12 protein-coding genes are annotated in these 14,053 nt (G+C 43.1%); 1 reads left to right on the top strand and 11 read right to left on the bottom strand.

Going from position 1 to position 14,053, the window contains the following annotated elements:
* Positions 1-156 precede the first annotated feature (156 nt).
* From I4V84_RS14340 to I4V84_RS14305, 8 genes are all read right to left on the bottom strand, one after another.
* A complete protein-coding gene (locus I4V84_RS14340; RefSeq protein ID WP_118581820.1) occupies positions 157-708 on the bottom strand; it encodes a DUF3793 family protein in 552 nt (183 codons plus the stop codon).
* 19 nt (positions 709-727) lie between these two features.
* Positions 728-1,015 carry a DUF2325 domain-containing protein gene (locus I4V84_RS14335; protein ID WP_118581906.1) on the bottom strand — a complete coding sequence of 96 codons (288 nt, stop codon included), beginning with the start codon at positions 1,013-1,015 and terminating at the stop codon, positions 728-730.
* A 467-nt stretch (positions 1,016-1,482) separates the two neighbouring features.
* Complete coding sequence (locus I4V84_RS14330; protein WP_243284120.1) at positions 1,483-3,570, bottom strand: heavy metal translocating P-type ATPase; 2,088 nt, start codon at positions 3,568-3,570, stop codon at positions 1,483-1,485.
* Positions 3,571-3,773: 203 nt separating this feature from the next.
* Complete coding sequence (locus I4V84_RS14325) at positions 3,774-4,100, bottom strand: DUF6110 family protein (RefSeq protein WP_173719160.1); 327 nt, start codon at positions 4,098-4,100, stop codon at positions 3,774-3,776.
* A 301-nt stretch (positions 4,101-4,401) separates the two neighbouring features.
* The gene (locus I4V84_RS14320; RefSeq protein WP_334286117.1) at positions 4,402-4,875 is read right to left on the bottom strand and encodes a transcriptional repressor; all 474 of its coding nucleotides are present in this window, start codon (positions 4,873-4,875) and stop codon (positions 4,402-4,404) included.
* Between the two features lie 204 nt (positions 4,876-5,079).
* The gene (gene feoB / locus I4V84_RS14315) at positions 5,080-7,233 is read right to left on the bottom strand and encodes a ferrous iron transport protein B (protein WP_118581829.1); all 2,154 of its coding nucleotides are present in this window, start codon (positions 7,231-7,233) and stop codon (positions 5,080-5,082) included.
* 314 nt (positions 7,234-7,547) lie between these two features.
* Positions 7,548-7,769 carry a FeoA family protein gene (locus I4V84_RS14310; RefSeq protein WP_118581832.1) on the bottom strand — a complete coding sequence of 74 codons (222 nt, stop codon included), beginning with the start codon at positions 7,767-7,769 and terminating at the stop codon, positions 7,548-7,550.
* Between the two features lie 25 nt (positions 7,770-7,794).
* Positions 7,795-8,007: a FeoA family protein gene (locus tag I4V84_RS14305; protein WP_118581835.1), complete on the bottom strand. Its 213-nt coding sequence runs from the start codon at positions 8,005-8,007 to the stop codon at positions 7,795-7,797.
* Positions 8,008-8,470: 463 nt separating this feature from the next.
* On the opposite strand from I4V84_RS14305, the gene I4V84_RS14300 reads away from it, so the two are divergent.
* Positions 8,471-9,355, top strand: a complete 885-nt coding sequence (locus I4V84_RS14300) for an LD-carboxypeptidase (RefSeq protein WP_195992667.1) — start codon at positions 8,471-8,473, stop codon at positions 9,353-9,355.
* On the opposite strand, the gene I4V84_RS14295 is transcribed toward I4V84_RS14300, so the two are convergent.
* From I4V84_RS14295 to I4V84_RS14285, 3 genes are all read right to left on the bottom strand, one after another.
* Positions 9,352-10,524 (bottom strand): malic enzyme-like NAD(P)-binding protein, encoded by a 1,173-nt coding sequence (locus I4V84_RS14295; RefSeq protein WP_148461790.1) that lies wholly within the window; start codon positions 10,522-10,524, stop codon positions 9,352-9,354. The two genes, I4V84_RS14300 and I4V84_RS14295, sit on opposite strands and share 4 nt — an antisense overlap.
* Before the next feature lie 315 nt (positions 10,525-10,839).
* On the bottom strand, positions 10,840-13,173 hold the full coding sequence (locus tag I4V84_RS14290; protein ID WP_195992666.1) for an ABC transporter permease: 2,334 nt from the start codon (positions 13,171-13,173) through the stop codon (positions 10,840-10,842).
* Positions 13,174-13,184: 11 nt separating this feature from the next.
* A complete protein-coding gene (locus tag I4V84_RS14285) occupies positions 13,185-13,883 on the bottom strand; it encodes an ABC transporter ATP-binding protein (protein ID WP_118581841.1) in 699 nt (232 codons plus the stop codon).
* Positions 13,884-14,053: the final 170 nt, after the last annotated feature.

Raw genomic sequence — 14,053 nt, 5'->3', positions numbered from 1 at the left:
AACTTCACTTAACCTCTTTCTTTTATAATTTTATTGCCAGCCTGTGAGATCATTTATGTTTTATCCTCCACATCTGGCACTTTAATAACGAAAGTCAGCTTTTCCGTGACTCTTATCGCTTTTTGGCTGTCACCCATAGTGGACTTTCATTGTATGTCAGGCAGCCACTGTCAGCTGCAGAACACTCCTGCCTTTTGCCCATAGATTCCGATAAACCTCGCGGCATTTATGGTACTTCTGAAACATTTTCAATGCTTCACATTCATTACAATATACTTTCCAGCAGCCGGAACATTTATAATTCTGTCCGCCATTCTGGATAAAACCAATTACGTCCCCAAGTGGATAATCAAGAAAAATCCCAATCTCATGTGGAAAATCTTCTGATGCCTCAAAGCGCTTCTTCAGTAACGCCAGGCACTGTTCCGGTTCTGTATTTTCATATCCATATTTTTCCAGAAACCGGGCAACTCCAGGACGATTCAGATTCTGTGCCAGCTGTTTTTCCCGGTATACATAAACCAGAGAACGGTTACCACGACTGCGAAGTGCCAGCAGCTTCACGCCCTTTGGATTCATCAGCTGATTCCACCTGGAAATCTGAAGGTCTATATTTTCTCCCTCTTCACAACAGGCATTGAAAAGATTGGCTGCTTTTAATGAAGCAAGGGTGGGAGCACAGTGCTCAATGAGACATTTCTCAATCATGATAAACTCCTTATCTTTTTTATGCCATCACCGCATGCTCATCCAGCGCACACTTTAAAGCGCTTGCGCTGCTGGTATGGATGCGCGCTACCGGAATGTTGTTTTTCTTTGCTTCCTGGGATGCACTGATGACCATTTTATGGGACACTGTATTGGTAAAAAGCACCATCAGATCCGGGCATCCGATTTTTTTACGGATGGCGCCGTTCTCTTTTGGAAAAACCTTCGCCTTATATCCATAGTCTTTGCAGATATCGGTATACTGACATACCATTCTCTCATTTCCGCCGATGATTACAATACTCATGTAAATTGTCCTTTCCGGGTTTCCTGAAGCTTCTGAAAATGAAGAAACCTCCCTGCTTCCATGCAATGTTTTCTCCTCATTTTCGTTAGTTTGTTCTAACCCTTTGTTAAAAAAATTAGAAGCTTTCCGTTTACTGTTTACAACCTTTCCAGTAACGCCTGCACTTCTGAAATATGTTTTAGTTGCTGCAGTCCTTTACATTTTATTTTATGTAAAATGTGCTGATTATATATTTTTATAGTTCTACGCTTCAGTTAGCTTATGCTAACTTTTATGGTGTTAGTTTACACTAATCCTTTATTTCTGTCAAGTACTAAGCAAAAAAAAGAGAGCTAATGAAAAACAGTCTCATTAACTCTCTGATTATATTCAGAAGTTCCACTATTACCGCAGAGCGTGTTTGAAAAATCATTCCCGCAATCAGAACCCGATTTTTTTACAATGTCCGCAATGCGCGACACATCCGTTCAGATTTCCTCAGTGCCCACCAGATTCTTCATACTGTTCATACCGATCAGCAATGTTGAAGTATTGTGAAGCAATGCTGAGGTAGTCGGCTGTAGGATTCCGGCAACGCCCATCAGGATCAGACCAGTGTTAAATCCTACGATCGTTCTGTAATTATTGTGGATACGCTTCATCAGCGCGTCACTGATATGCTTCAGAACTACGATACCTTCCAGATTATCCGCACCGATAGTGATGTCTGCAATCTCTCTTGCAATCTCAGCGCCTTCGCTTACTGCAATACCTGCGTCAGCTGCAGAAAGTGCCGGGGAATCGTTAATTCCATCACCCAGCATGACAACCTTGCGTCCTTTTGCTTTCTCTTTTTCCACGAAGCTTGCTTTATCTTCCGGAAGAACCTCAGAATAATATTCGTCAACGCCGACCTTGGCAGCAACAGCCCTGGCTGTACGTTCACTGTCTCCGGTCATCATAACCACCTTGCTGAATCCGGCTTTTTTCAGCGCTTTTACAACTGCAGGAGCTTCCTCACGGAGAGGATCCTCAATGCAGATAACAGCTGCAAGACTGCCTTCAATTGCAAGATACAGATGGGAATACTCATTTGGAAGATTTTTAAACTTCTCTTCCATGCCTTCCGGAATGGTACATTTCTCATCCTCGAATACAAAATGGGAGCTTCCGATGATTGCTTTTTTCCCTTCAATGGTTGTAGAAATACCATGAGCCACAATGTATTCTACTTTGGAATGCATTTCCTCATGATCCAGTTTTCTCTTCTTCGCTGCGTCTACAACAGCTTTCGCCATGGAATGGGGAAAATGTTCTTCCAGGCAGGCTGCAATTCTTAGCAGTTCATTTTCGTTCTGTCCATTAAACGGGACAACCTCAGCTACTGTAGGTTCTGCCTTGGTAAGCGTACCAGTCTTGTCAAATACGATCGTATCGGCATCCGCAACTGCCTCCAGGAATTTACCGCCTTTCACAGTGATTTTGTATTCTCCTGCCTCCCGGATAGCGGAAAGTACGGAAACCGGCATTGCCAGCTTCAGGGCACAGGAGAAGTCAACCATCAATACGGAGACAGCCTTGGTTACATTTCTGGTAAGCAGATAGGTAAGTGCTGTACCGCCAAGTGTGTATGGGACCAGTCTGTCCGCCAGGTGCTCGGCCTTGCTCTCAAGACCGGATTTCAGCTTCTCAGTATCCTCAATCATGGCTGCGATCTTCTCATAACGGCTGGAACCACCAACTGCTTTTACAGTAATGACAGCCTCACCCTCTTCCACAACCGTACCTGCGTATACGGAATTTCCTTCCACTTTTCTTACAGGAACAGATTCACCAGTCAGGGAAGCCTGGTTTACCATAGCCTCGCCCTCTGCGATCAAACCGTCAAATGGAATCACATTTCCCATATGTACTACAACCATATCTCCGGCCTGGATCTTGTCTGCGTCCACCAGCACCTCTTTACCTTCACTGCGAAGCCATACCTTACCAGTGTTCAGAGACATGGTACGTGCCAGATCATCCACTGATTTCTTGTGGGTCCACTCCTCAAGCAATTCTCCGATTCCAAGCAGGAACATAACAGAACCAGCTGTGGAGAAATCGCCGCGGAAAATAGAAACACCGATTGCAGTTGCATCCAGAACCGGAACCTCGATCTTACGCTTCCAGAGTGTCTTAACCCCCAGCCAGATGTATTTCACAGACATTGCAGTGGTATAGATTGCAGACAATGGATATGGCAAAAGCAGCTTGCGTCCGTAATGGAAAATAACTTTATTTACCAGCTTCTCCTTATAAGTCTCATTTAATTCTCTTCCGGAATTCTCCAGCACCTGGGCCGGTACGCTGACACGGCTGTAACCAAATGCCTGAATTGCCTTTAACAGTTCATTCCGTTCTCCGGTGTAATAGATAAGAGCATCACTGGTACGGTTAAAGACCTGGGCCTTCTTTACTCCATCCAGATTTTCCAAGTAATACTGAAGGGTATCTGCCTGGGTAAAATTCATATATTTTTGAAAAAGATGGACTCTGATACGTCCTTTTTTCTCATGTTTAATTGTAAATTTCAACTTGTTCACCTACTTTTTCTTCAAAGCAAGAGTTACTGTTCATTACGTTTACCGTAATCGCTTCGCGCCACACTCTTCGAAATTTTAGTAAGGTTTGTTCACCAAAATATTTCGCAGAGTTTTTCAAAGGAACAGCAACGATTAAGAGGACTGTCGCAAAAACGGCAGTCCCCAATATGTTTGCAAGGTATTACACTGCCAGATTACTCAGCAGCTTCCTCTGTCTCAGCCTCTTCAGCTTCATCAGTCTCTTTAAACTCTGTCTCGCCTTCAGCTGCCTCATCCTCAAACGGCTCCTCAGCTGCTTTTCTGTCCTCGTTGATCTGCTGTGCATCTGCATAGATATCACCTGCATTTTCCTGAACAGTTGTAACCGTCTTCATTACACAGTCCTTTGCTCTTAAAACAGCTGCTGTGCACTCTGTGTAAACTTTTTTCGCATCTTTGCTGGAAAGAAGCTTGATACCTGCTGTTCCGAATAAAACACCTGCTGCAAAAAGTCCTGTCTTGTCCCATTTAAAACTTGCCATGATTAAATTCCTCCTTATAGTGAAACGCTATTGTTGTTAATTATTTTTCAATATTTTGGTATTATATATCAGGTTTTCTGAAATTCCCAGTGCTATTTTGCTTATCGAGAAATATTCTCATTATCTCCCTGTTTTAGGGCGTGTTTGAAAAAACTTTCTGCAAGATGTACGTCACAATTTGAGTGAAATATACCGCAAAGAGGGGCGTGCAGATTACGGGAATGCTTTTTTCAAACAGGCTCTAACTCTCTCCCTTGGATAACTGCTATTTTTATATGCCTTCATACTATCATGCCAATTTTCAAGCCCTGCACTTTGACATAGTCATCTCAATACTTTCAATATCCTGATCTCCGATATACCCCATATTTTTCAACCCTTCTCTTACAACCTGTTTCCAGACTTCAGAAGGCAGCTTACAGACAGTAGCATCGCTAAGTCTTACCGTGCATCCATTTTCCTGGCAGCATGCTGCACAGCCGGAAATCCGGTACATGTTCTTGCGGCTGATGGCACCGATTTTTTCCAACATATTTACCATGCGGTAAATTGTGGCCGGTCCAATATTTCGGTCTTTCTCCTGTACCTTGTAATAGATTTCCTTACAGCAGGAACACTCCTCCTCCAGAATAATATCCAGGATCAGCTGGCGCTGTCTGGTGATTCTGCAGCCCTGTTCGCGTAATCGTTCAAGAATCATATCTTTCTGCATTTGTGTGCGCTGATATGTTTCCTGATTTTCATATGCTTTTTCTTCAACTGCGTTTTTCATCATTTTCATCGCCATCCTTTTTGATTTCTGTATGATTTTATATCAGGGCTGGAATTTCTATATAAGGAGAAACCATAACGGTTCACGCCTTCACTGCTGCAGAGCATCTTTTTCCAAAGTGAAAAGATATGGTGATTTCCCCTTATATAAAAATTCCAGCCTGTATCTTTTAAGGGATACAGGCTGAATTATTTTTAACAACTTTGCTTAAGCAATACTCTTTGTATTAACTTTTAAGCTGTTGCTCTCTTTATATGGTCTGAACAGCAGGTACAGGAATGCTGCAACCAGAACGAATGCAACAACTGTTCCGATTCCAAATCCGCCGCCTGTAAGCAGTGTACCAATCTGATAAATGCAAAGGGAAACTACATAAGCAAGACCGCACTGATAGCCGATTGCAAACCAGAACCATTTTGCATTGTTCATCTCTCTCTTAATAGCACCCATAGCTGCGAAACAAGGAGCACAAAGAAGGTTGAATACCAAGAATCCGTATGCTGCAATAGGAGTCATTACCTGTGCAAGATTTCCCCAGATCTCAGCTCCATCCTCTGCAACCTCAGCAAATCCGAAGAGCATACCAAATGTAGCAACAACGTTCTCTTTTGCAATAAGACCTGTTACGGCAGCAACTGCCATCTTCCAGCCTTCTCCTGCTTTTGTCCATCCAAGAGGAGCAAAAATCCAGGCGATTGCAGAACCGATCTTGGCAAGAATACTGTTGTTCAGCTCTTCTACCATTCCAAAGGAACCGCCTTCCCAGCCGAATCCCATAAGGAACCAGAGAACGATGGTGGAAAGAAGAATGATGGTACCGGCTTTCTTGATGAAGGACCAGCCTCTCTCCCACATGCTTCTCAGAATATTGCCAACGGTTGGCCAGTGATATGCCGGAAGCTCCATAACGAATGGTGCCGGCTCGCCAGCGAACATTTTTGTTTTCTTAAGGATAATACCGGAGCAGATGATTGCTGCGATGCCAACAAAGTAAGAGCTTGTAGCAACCCATCCGCTGTTGTTAAAGAATGCACCTGCGATCATTGCAATGATCGGGAGCTTCGCACCACAAGGAACAAATGTTGTAGTCATGATTGTCATTTTACGGTCACGGTCGTTCTCGATTGTACGGGAAGCCATAACTCCAGGAACACCACATCCGGAACCGATCAGCATTGGAATAAAGGATTTTCCGGAAAGACCGAATTTACGGAAGATTCTGTCCATGATGAATGCAACACGAGCCATGTAACCGCAGGACTCAAGGAATGCAAGGAACAGGAACAGAACCAGCATCTGCGGTACGAAACCAAGTACAGCGCCAACACCGGCAACAATACCGTCAAGAATCAGTCCCTGCAGCCATGCAGCGCAATTTACAGCTTCCAGAGCAGACTCAACTGCCGGAGGAATAATCTCACCGAAGAGTACATCATTTGTCCAATCTGTTACAATAGTTCCAACAGTGGTTACAGACACATAATAAACAACCCACATTACAACTGCGAAGATCGGAAGCGCCAGCCATCTGTTGGTTACGATTCTGTCGATCTTATCGGAGGTTGTAAGTTTCTTTCCTGTAGAGGATTTTGTATAGCACTGTCCAATAATGGAAGAGATGTATACATAACGCTCGTTTGTGATAATACTCTCTGTATCATCATCGAATTTATCTTCCAGAGCCTTTACTTCGTAAGACACATCCGGAACACTCTTCATCTGCTCTACGATCTTGTCATCTTTCTCGATAAGCTTGATTGCAAAGAAACGTTTCTGAGCCTCTGCAACAGTTCCTGTCAGCTTATTCTCAACAGATTTGATCGCATCCTCAACATCCTGTGCAAATTCGTGAACCGGAATTGTTTTCTTTTTGCTCTGTGCTGCGCTGATTGCTTTCTCAGCAGCTTTCATGATTCCGGTTCCTTTCAGAGCGGAAATCTCAACTACTTCGCAGCCAAGCTTTTTGCTTAATTTGTCAATGTGGATCTTGTTTCCGGATTTCTGAACCAGATCCATCATGTTGATAGCCATAACTACCGGGATTCCAAGCTCCATGATCTGTGTGGACAGATACAGGTTACGCTCAAGGTTTGTACCATCTACGATGTTGATGATCGCATCTGGCATTTCATTGATCAGGTAATTTCTGGCAACCACTTCCTCAAGTGTGTATGGGGAAAGGGAATAAATACCAGGAAGGTCCATGATGGTTACATCCTTATGACCTTTCAGTTTACCTTCTTTTTTCTCTACTGTTACACCAGGCCAGTTACCAACGAACTGATTAGAGCCGGTCAGTGCATTGAATAATGTGGTCTTGCCGCAGTTAGGGTTACCTGCAAGTGCAATCTTAATCGACATTTTCATGCCTCCTCTTTCTTTCCAGATTTTCTTTTTTCCGGGCTTATTATATACAGCTTCTGCTGATTTTAGTTGCCCTATGCTGCCGATTGTTTCAATCAGCTTTCGTTTGTTAGCTTTTCAACCCTTTATTAGGTTTCGCTAACCCACAAGGTAAAAAAATTTGCCCATTCCATTCCAGAACATGCAATTTCATGCTGTGCTGATTTTACCGCTGTTCATATGACAACATTTGTAAGATGTTTCGCAAAAGTACGTGAACAGTAACTTTTCCCTTATGTACACACAGCAAAGTACTATATCCTGTACAGTACTTATTCTACCTCTATCATTTCTGCATCGACTTTTCTCAGAGACAGTTCATAATCTCTCACGGTTACCTCAATAGGATCTCCAAGCGGTGCAACTTTACGTACATAGATCTGTACCCCTTTGGTGATTCCCATATCCATGATACGTCTCTTTACTGGTCCTTCACCGTGCAGTCTCTTCACTGTGACAGTCTGACCTACGCCAACTTGCCGTAATGTTTTCATAATACTTGCTCCTTTTTTCTGGATTTCAGACCATGATCCGATTCGCCATATCCTTGCCAATGGCAACTCTGGAATCTTTCACATTCACGATCATATTACCGCTGATCTCACTTACAACGGTTACTGTAGCTCCCTGTACAAACCCAAGATTTTCAAGGAATTTACGGGTTTCTTCTTTACCGCCGACTTTTTTAATCACCTGCGGCTCTCCTTCGTTTACCATTGATAACGGCATCATATCATCCTTCCTTTTTTGTGCTTTAGAAACACCTATTTATTATTATGTTTCGCTTACGTTGATTAGTATATTCTAATTTATATAAGCTGTCAATAATTTATTTGCACTTTTTTCTCATTTTTTTCACTGCAATTTCGTAAATTTTGACCAGTGCTTTTTGAAAATGTTTCGGGATTCCAGAGTGTGTTAAAAAAAAATCTCTACAAAATATACCGCAAAGTGGGGCGTACAGATTGCGAAACGTTACCAGTGAACATCAACTGCGGGAATGCTTTTTCAAACACGCTCCAGGATGAATGGTGGATTTATGAGGAATTATTGTTTATAATGTAAAAGAAGATAAAAAGTGTTGAATGAGCGTATTTTTATTCTTCATATATTGTTTTAGATAGTAAAATCTGTGAAAAAGTTACATGTATAAAAAAATCACATGCACTTTATTGAAAAGAAAGGATTACTTTTTATGAAACAGGGAAGCAAAATCGGGATTGTCTGTTGTTCCAACGGACTTAGGCCAGAACAGGCCGAAACAATAAAAATGTTGGTGCAGATTCTGGAAAAATCCGGACTAGAAGTAGATCTTAGCCCTTATCTTTATGGAGATGAAAACGGACAGGCTGGAACTGCCAGGGAGCGTGCCTGGGCTCTTATGAAATTTTATGAGGATGATTCTGTCACGGATATTTTTGACGTATCTGGTGGGGATATGGCCAACGAGATTTTACCCTATCTGGATTTTCAGACCATTGCTTATGGAAAAAAGCATTTTTGGGGATATAGTGATCTGACAACAATTATAAATGCCATTTATGCCCGAACAGGGAAATCATCTGTCCTGTACCAGATACGAAATCTCACCTACGATCACAGCCAGTCCCAGATAACGGACTTTCTTAGTACTACCTTGGCGGGGGCCACTTCTCTTTATGATTTTCCTTATGAATTTGTGAGGGGGACTCATATGGAGGGAATTGTAGTAGGAGGAAATATACGGTGCCTTTTGAAGCTGGCTGGCACGCCTTACTGGCCGGATATGCGGGAGAAAATCCTGCTTCTGGAGTCCTTTGGAGGAAAACTGCCGCAGATGGTGACTTATTTAAGCCAGTTGAACCAGATGGGGGTATTTAAGAAGGTGAATGGGATTTTATTGGGGACGTTTACGAAAATGGAGGAGGATAACTGTCAACCAGATATGGCGCAGCTAGTCCTTGAATTCGCAGAAAAAAAGACACCCGTTGCGAAATCACCTTTGATCGGGCATGGAACGGATTCAAAGGCGATTCGAATCGGGCATCGTTTAAAGTTATTCTCCGCAGAAGAAAACAAACGGATATATAAAGAATTTTAGATCCTAGCCACTCCGCTCTTAATGGCAGCTTCAGCAGTAGCCTTCGCAACCGCATCTTTCACTCTTGAATCAAATGCTGCTGGCAGAATATAATCAGCGCAGAGTTCTTCGTCGCTTACCAGGCCTGCAATGGCATAAGCTGCGGCAATCTTCATTTCGTCGTTGATGTCAGATGCACGGACATCAAGGGCACCGCGGAAGATTCCCGGGAAGCAGAGAACATTGTTCACCTGATTCGGGTAGTCGGAACGACCTGTGGATACTACCGCTGCGCCTGCTGCCTTGGCCTCATCCGGAAAAATCTCAGGAGTCGGGTTTGCGCAGGCAAAGATGATCGGATCTTTCGCCATAGTGCGAACCATATCCGGAGTAAGGGTTCCAGGTGCGGAAACACCGATAAATACGTCAGCGCCTTTGATCACTTCACTCAAGGAGCCCTTCTCATGATTGGCGTTTGTGATCTTCGCCATCTCTTCCTTAATTGGGTTCAGGCCCTCACGGCCTTCGTAAATTGCACCTTTACGATCTGTCATAATAACATTCTTAAGTCCCATGGAAATAAGAAGTTTGATAATCGCGATTCCGGCAGCTCCTGCTCCGGAAGTAACGATCTTAATGTCTTCGATTTTTTTGCCAACAACCTTCAGCGCATTGATCACACCTGCAAGCGTAATAACTGCAGTACCATGCTGGTCGTCATGGAAAATCGGAATATCACAGCACTCTTTCAGCTTCTTCTCAATCTCAAAGCATCTCGGTGCGGAAATATCCTCCAGGTTTACACCGCCGAAGCTTCCAGCCAGAAGGCGAACGGTCTGCACGATCTCATCTACGTCCTTGCTTCGAACACAAAGTGGAATAGCATCTACATCACCAAACTCTTTGAACAGAACGCATTTGCCCTCCATAACCGGCATACCAGCCTCTGGACCGATATCTCCAAGACCAAGAACTGCGGTACCATCTGTTACAACAGCAACGGTATTCCAACGTCTGGTGAGTTCATAACTTTTATTAATATCTTTCTGAATCTCAAGGCAAGGCTGTGCAACACCAGGGGTGTAAGCAAGGCTTAAAGCATCCTTGGAATCAACCTTTGCTCTTGAAACAACTTCAATTTTACCTTTTAACTCATAGTGCATCTTTAAGGATTCTTTTGCGTAATCCATGTTCGTATCTCCTCTTCTGAAAAAATGTGTGGGCACCTGCTCTCATTATTATACGCAGCAAGTCCCGCTCGGATACAAAATATCCACTTTGGGCTACAAGGGAAAGTATATACGAAACTTCGTCAAATCACAACATGAAAATATGAATAAATCTCTCAATAAACAAAACACCGTTCCAACCTGGCTGCTACTATTAACCCGAACCCTCAAAACGTATTGCCGAAAATAAAATGCTCAGCATAAATCAGGGCAAACTCCCGAAGAAATAGAAGTCTGCCCCAATATCCTCCAATATTCTATTTTCTTATAATTCTCTTACTCCACATTCTTCAGCGCCACATCCATTGGAATCTTCTTGATCCTTCTAAATTGCAACAAGGCTACCAGCACATACGCTCCCATTCCCATCGCAAACATCTCCGGATAAACCGCTGGTTTCAGATATAAGGTCAGCCAGCCTGAGAAGGATGACATCAGATATCCGTAAATTCCATATATCGTCCAGGTAGACAGCAGCAGGCTAAGTAAAATGGACAAGATCACCACCCACGTAGTGGATGTAAGATACAGGCTGTTGATCTCCCGGTTCTCATACCCCAGAATCTTTACCATAGAAATGGCATTGGCATTTTTCTCAATGATCAGCTTGGTAAGCAGATAGATCAGGAGGGCAAACAGCACAACTGCAAATATATTGATCAGCTGGAACATTTCTCCCATAGACACATCCAGCTGACGGCTGACCTTTGTCAGATCGTCCTCCGTAATCGTTGTTGCGATCAGATTCTCATCCAGATCTGTGATCTTTTCCCTGGAAAAATAACCGTTAAAATAATCCTCCTTTTCCCCAAAGGTTTTCCTGTAGGAGGAAATCGGCATAAATACCGTCAAAGATGCCGGATAATCGTAGATTCCCTGCACTATAAACTCATAAGTCTCACTTCCGTAAGCTTCCTTCAGAACAATGGTATCTCCGGTCTTTATCTTATACTTTTCTGCATAACCGTCAGAAATCAGAACTCCATCAGTTGGAAGTTCCGCGCTTACATACGCACTGTCGTCCGCGATTCCATAGACCGTTATGGTCTCTCCTTCCTGATCTGGCAATACATTTTTCATGGAATTCAGGCAGAATTTTTCTGCTGACTTCTCATTTGTTTTCAAAGATGGAGTAAGAAATTTCTGCAGCATTCCCATAACCGTATATTTCTCATCTTCATCTGGCTCCTCCGGTACATTCAGCACATACTGGTACGGCGCGATCATGTTCTTCAAAATTTCTTCCTGATAATGATCCAGAAGCGGCTTCATCATCATTCCAAAAAGCAGCAGTACATTTGCAAAAAAGATTCCAATAAACAAAGTCAGATAACTGGACTTATTCTGCAGGATAATACGAAGCCGGAAGCGGTTGAAAAACTTAAAGTCCGGAAGACGCACAGCTTTTTTCCGTTTGGAAGCAGACAGATCATGACGCAGGAATTTCAAAGGAGAAAGACGCAGTTTCCCTGAAATCAGAATCAAATTGATTCCCAGCATGATCACTACCGGAACCACTGTGGTCAATATAAATGCATCTGCATTCCAGCGTGTTTCATAGGTCGGCAGGCTGTAACTGCCATAATACATACCTGCACAAAGATTTTTAAAGGAGGTGTAGCCCAGCACGTTTCCAAGAACAGAAGCAACCACAGTTACGATCACCGGCATGGAAATATAGTGGACCAGAAGTTCTCTTCTGGAATATCCGGAAGCACGCAGAGTCCCGATCACAGAAGCTTCTTTTGTAATGGTATTATTTGTTGTAACTGCAAACACAAAAGCAATGATGACGATCAGAATATACAGCAGCACCTCCATCATAGCCTTATCACCGCCCATATCTTCACCGGTAAAAGTGATGGCCTGATTGGAATAGGCCGGGATAAAACCTGTCACATTTCCATATTTGACCAGAACCTCCAGAAAATCCTCTGACATGTTTTTCGCTTCAATATCATCCTTTGGTGCAGTCTCATACTGCCAGGAATAGCGGTACTCCAGATGGGTTGTTCCAAAAGCATCCGCACCTTTCTCGGTCATAATACCCACGCCAAATTTTACAGCATCAAACATCATATCGCTGTTATCGGAAAATAAACAACTGTAGTCAGGTAATGCCACCAGTCCGGTAACTGTCAGTTCTTCTCCTGCGATTTTCAGCTTGTCACCAACCTTCAGCTTGTTATTATCTGCATACATCCGGTCAATGGCAATCTCGTTCTTTGCAGCTGGCATTCCCCCTGACATCAGGCACACAAGATTCATATCGGTACGCTCCTGATAGATACGCATGGTTTCCTCTTCGTTTCCGTCCAGATCCGCATCTGTGGCCTCATCCCGATAAAAATTTTCGCAGATTCGTACTTTTCCATTTTTTTCAATTTTCTTTAAATCGCTTTCGCTGGCTTTCGAAGAAAGGGTAAAGTTGCCATGCTCAATGTTATATTTTTCGAAACCTTCGTCATAAGCAGCCAGCATACTGTCATCAGCCACAAGAAAGCCCGAGACAAAGCCTATGGTCAGTGTCATAAACAGAAAGATCACAATATATTTTCCGAAATCACTTTTCAATTCTCTTGGAAGACGTTTCCACAATGGATTCTTCATAGCGCACCGCCTTACCAGTCCAGATCGTCGGCTGCGACTTTGGACTCATTGAGATAGTTTTTGCGGATCTGACCGTCACGAAGCTTCACTACGCGGTCTGCCATATTCTTAATGGCATCGTTGTGGGTAACCATGATGATGGTATTTCCGTACTTCTGGTTGACCTGCTCGATCAGACGCAGAATTTCCTTGGATGTGTTGTAATCCAGTGCACCTGTAGGCTCGTCGCAGAGAAGAATGTCCGGATTTTTTACAATAGCACGACCAATGGCCGTTCTCTGCTGCTGACCGCCGGAAAGCTGGTTGGGCAGCTTATGTCTGTGCTCATAAAGCCCCAGTGTATGAAGCAGCTCGTCAATATCCAGTGCCTTATCGCTGAGATATGCGCCCACCTCAATATTTTCCTTTACATTTAAATTTGGGATCAGATTATACATCTGAAAAACATATCCCAGATGCTTCCGGCGGTAAAGAGTCAGCGCTTTCTCCTTCATATCTCCTGTTTTTTCCCCATCTATAGAAATATAGCCCTCATCTGGCTCATCAATTCCACCGATAATATTCAAAAGTGTGGATTTTCCAGAACCAGACGGTCCAAGAAGCACGCAGAATTCCCCTTTTTCCACAGAAAAATCAATTCCCCGAAGAACCTCTGTCCTGCTGTCTCCGGAACCAAAGCCTTTCTTCAAATCTTTAATTTCAAGAAACATCTCTTTTCCTCCCTGTAAACCATTATCGTTCATGAACATTTTTCATAAAAAACAATTACAAGCATTCATCATTCTGTCTTTTGTTAGTTTATGCTAACTTATATTTATCATACCTCTTTTATCCGGTTATGAAAAGGAGGGGAATTGAGAATAATTCTCAACATCTGCAT

Origin of the sequence: Ruminococcus sp. 1001713B170207_170306_F1 (assembly GCF_015668065.1) — a bacterium.
Taxonomy (GTDB): Bacteria; Bacillota; Clostridia; order Lachnospirales; family Lachnospiraceae; genus Blautia_A; species Blautia_A faecis.
The sequence above is the reverse complement of the archived record's forward strand: the minus strand, read 5'-3'. Positions and strand labels throughout refer to the sequence as shown.

Bases quoted from the DNA above. Each gene is read 5' to 3' on its own strand.
- I4V84_RS14340 (WP_118581820.1), bottom strand. From the start codon at position 708: ATGATTGAGAAATGTCTCATTGAGCACTGTGCTCCCACCCTTGCTTCA.
- I4V84_RS14335 (WP_118581906.1), bottom strand. From the start codon at position 1,015: ATGAGTATTGTAATCATCGGCGGAAATGAGAGAATGGTATGTCAGTAT.
- I4V84_RS14325 (WP_173719160.1), bottom strand. From the start codon at position 4,100: ATGGCAAGTTTTAAATGGGACAAGACAGGACTTTTTGCAGCAGGTGTT.
- I4V84_RS14320 (WP_334286117.1), bottom strand. From the start codon at position 4,875: ATGATGAAAAACGCAGTTGAAGAAAAAGCATATGAAAATCAGGAAACA.
- feoB (WP_118581829.1), bottom strand. From the start codon at position 7,233: ATGTCGATTAAGATTGCACTTGCAGGTAACCCTAACTGCGGCAAGACC.
- I4V84_RS14310 (WP_118581832.1), bottom strand. From the start codon at position 7,769: ATGAAAACATTACGGCAAGTTGGCGTAGGTCAGACTGTCACAGTGAAG.
- I4V84_RS14305 (WP_118581835.1), bottom strand. From the start codon at position 8,007: ATGATGCCGTTATCAATGGTAAACGAAGGAGAGCCGCAGGTGATTAAA.
- I4V84_RS14300 (WP_195992667.1), top strand. From the start codon at position 8,471: ATGAAACAGGGAAGCAAAATCGGGATTGTCTGTTGTTCCAACGGACTT.
- I4V84_RS14295 (WP_148461790.1), bottom strand. From the start codon at position 10,524: ATGGATTACGCAAAAGAATCCTTAAAGATGCACTATGAGTTAAAAGGT.
- I4V84_RS14290 (WP_195992666.1), bottom strand. From the start codon at position 13,173: ATGAAGAATCCATTGTGGAAACGTCTTCCAAGAGAATTGAAAAGTGAT.
- I4V84_RS14285 (WP_118581841.1), bottom strand. From the start codon at position 13,883: ATGTTTCTTGAAATTAAAGATTTGAAGAAAGGCTTTGGTTCCGGAGAC.